The sequence below is a fragment of the Mesorhizobium sp. M7D.F.Ca.US.004.03.1.1 genome (genome assembly GCF_003998635.1).
GTDB lineage: Bacteria > Pseudomonadota > Alphaproteobacteria > Rhizobiales > Rhizobiaceae > Mesorhizobium > Mesorhizobium loti.
In genome coordinates this window covers 1-2,769 of record NZ_RZQG01000799.1, presented here as the reverse complement: position 1 = coordinate 2,769, position 2,769 = coordinate 1, and the positions used below count along the sequence as shown (strand labels likewise).

Below are 2,769 nucleotides of genomic sequence, written 5' to 3'. Positions count from 1 at the left end.
GGACTGGCGCGACCTGCCGCTGGTCACCATCGATCCGGCCGACGCCAAGGACCATGACGACGCCGTCTTCGCTACACCCGATCTCGACGAGAAGAACCCGGGCGGCGTGGTCGCCACTGTGGCGATCGCCGACGTCGCCGCCTATGTGCGCTATGGCACGGCGCTCGATCGCGAAGCGCTGAAGCGCGGCAATTCGGTCTATTTCCCCGATCGCGTCGTGCCGATGCTACCCGAACGCATCTCCAACGATCTCTGCTCGCTGCGCGAGGGCCAGGACCGGCCGGCGCTCGCCGTGCGTATGGTTTTTTCGGCCGAGGGCCGCAAGCTCAGGCACTCCTTCCATCGCGTCATGATGAAGTCGGCGGCGAAGCTCGCCTACACCCAGGCGCAGGCGGCGATCGACGGCGTGCCGGACGAGAAGACCGGTCCAATCCTCGATACGGTGCTGAAGCCGCTGTGGGACGGCTATGCGATCCTGAAGCGTGGCCGCGATGGGCGCCAGCCGCTCGAGCTCGATCTGCCGGAGCGCAAGATCCTGCTCAAGCCGGACGGCACCGTCGATCGCGTCATCGTGCCGGAACGGCTCGATGCCCACAAGCTCATCGAAGAATTCATGATCCAGGCCAATGTTGCCGCCGCCGAGACGCTGGAAGCGAAGAAACAGGAACTGGTCTACCGCGTCCACGACGCGCCGTCGCTCGCCAAGCAGGAATCGTTGCGCGAGTTCCTGCAGACGCTTGGCCTGTCGCTCGCCCGCGGCGCGCAGATGCAGCCAAGCCAGTTCAACGGCATCCTGGAGCGCGTGCGCGGCGCCGACAATGAAGGCTTGGTCAACGAAGTGGTGCTGCGCTCGCAGAGCCAAGCCGAATACTCGCCCAAGAACATCGGCCATTTCGGTCTCAACCTCAGGCGCTACGCCCATTTCACCTCGCCGATCCGCCGCTATGCCGATTTGATCGTTCATCGCGGACTTATTGCCGCACTCGGCCTGGGCCCGGGCGGGCTGACGCAGGACGAAGCGGCACGGCTCGAAGATGTCGCGGTGCTGATCTCAGGCACGGAACGCCGCGCAATGGCGGCCGAGCGCGACACGGTCGACCGTCTGATCGCCGCCTATCTCGCCGAGCGCATCGACGACCGGTTCGATGCCCGCATCTCCGGCGTCACCAAATCAGGACTATTTGTCCAATTGCCGCAGTACGGCGCGGATGGTTTCATCCCGGTGTCAACATTGAACGGCGATTACTATATATACGACGAAACGGCCCGCTCCCTGTTCGGAGAACGCTCGGGCAAAGGCTACCAGCTCGCGGACCGCGTCGAAGTCCGACTCGTCGAGGTGGCACCGATGGCCGGCGCGATGCGCTTCGAGATGTTGACCGACCCGAAGCCTTTGCCGGGCTCCAAGCGGTCGTTTCACAAGGCCAAGGGCCGCGCCCGCGCGTCGCAATCGCGACCGGGTTCGCGCGGCAGGAGACGATGATGACAACAGCCATTGAAGAACAGGTTTTCGGCGGAGAACATCACTCGGGCCGGGTCGCCCGCCCGCTGTGGACGGCGATGAAGCGCGGCCTGCTCGGCCGCTGCCCGCATTGCGGCGAAGGCAAGCTGTTTCGCGCCTTCACCAAGACCGTCGACACATGCAGCGTCTGCGGTGAGGAACTGCATCACCACCGCGCCGACGACCTGCCTGCCTATCTCGTCATCGTCATCGTCGGTCACATCGTGCTCGGCGCTTTCATGGGCGTCGAGGCGACCTCCACCTTGTCCACATGGCAGCACATCGCCATCTGGGTGCCGCTGACCATCCTTCTGTCGGTCGCACTGCTGCAACCGGTCAAGGGTGCCGTCATCGGACTGCAATGGGCCTTCTATATGCACGGCTTCGGCGACGAACACGACGTGATCGAGCCGCATCCCGGAGCCTGAGTCGCAGCCAAGAATGCGCCCTGGCGCAACATACCGACCGTGAAAGGCCACTTTCGCTTGCCAGAAGTTTCCGCTAGGTCCTGCGCATGGACGGTATGACCAAGGCGGAAGTCGACAAGATCGAGCGGAGCATGATCGCTCATAGCGACCGGCCAATTCGGCCGCGCGACGCGGCAACCCTGATCCTGCTCGACCGCAAGGGCGATGACGTGCTGGTTCTGATGGGCCGCCGCCATGCCGGCCACGCCTTCATGCCGGGCAAGTTCGTCTTTCCCGGCGGCCGCACCGATCCGGCCGACAGCCGCATCCCGGTCGCCGCTGCATTGCACCCGGAGCAGGAAGCTAGGCTGATCGCCGGGCCGGGGCGCATAAGCGCCGCACGAGCCCGCGCCATCGCCTTGTCGGCCATCCGCGAGACCTATGAGGAAGCCGGATTGCTGATCGGCCGCAAAGGCGCTTTCGCCACCGTCAGGCCCGATTGGCAAGGTTTTGCCGAACACGGCGTGCAGCCCTCTCTGGACATGCTGCGCTTCGTCGCGCGCGCCATCACGCCGCCCAACCGGGTGCGCCGCTTCGACACGCGCTTCTTTAGCGCCTGGCGCGACGACGTCGCAGTCGAACTGCCCGGTGGCGGCCCGACCAACGAACTCGAAGAGCTGGTCTGGTTGCCGCTTGCCAAGGCCAGGGAAGCCGACATACCCGACATCACCCGAATGATCCTGGACGAGCTGCAAAAGCGCCTCGCCCATGATCCGCTGTTGCGTCCGGGCGGTCCCGTGCCCTTCTACCGGCTTGTCCGCAACCGCTTCACCCGCGAACTTCTGTAGAGTATTCAGCATC

3 protein-coding genes are annotated in these 2,769 nt (G+C 64.8%); all 3 read left to right on the top strand.

What is annotated here, in order from left to right:
- Positions 1–1,483: VacB/RNase II family 3'-5' exoribonuclease (locus tag EN935_RS30025; protein WP_127373921.1), on the top strand; the 1,483-nt coding region annotated here is incomplete at its 5' end.
- The gene (locus EN935_RS30020) at positions 1,483–1,929 is read left to right on the top strand and encodes a DUF983 domain-containing protein (RefSeq protein ID WP_109671557.1); all 447 of its coding nucleotides are present in this window, start codon (positions 1,483–1,485) and stop codon (positions 1,927–1,929) included. The genes EN935_RS30025 and EN935_RS30020, both read left to right, overlap by 1 nt.
- A gap of 86 nt (positions 1,930–2,015) precedes the next feature.
- Positions 2,016–2,756: an NUDIX domain-containing protein gene (locus tag EN935_RS30015; RefSeq protein ID WP_127264981.1), complete on the top strand. Its 741-nt coding sequence runs from the start codon at positions 2,016–2,018 to the stop codon at positions 2,754–2,756.
- The last annotated feature ends 13 nt before the right edge of the window (positions 2,757–2,769 follow it).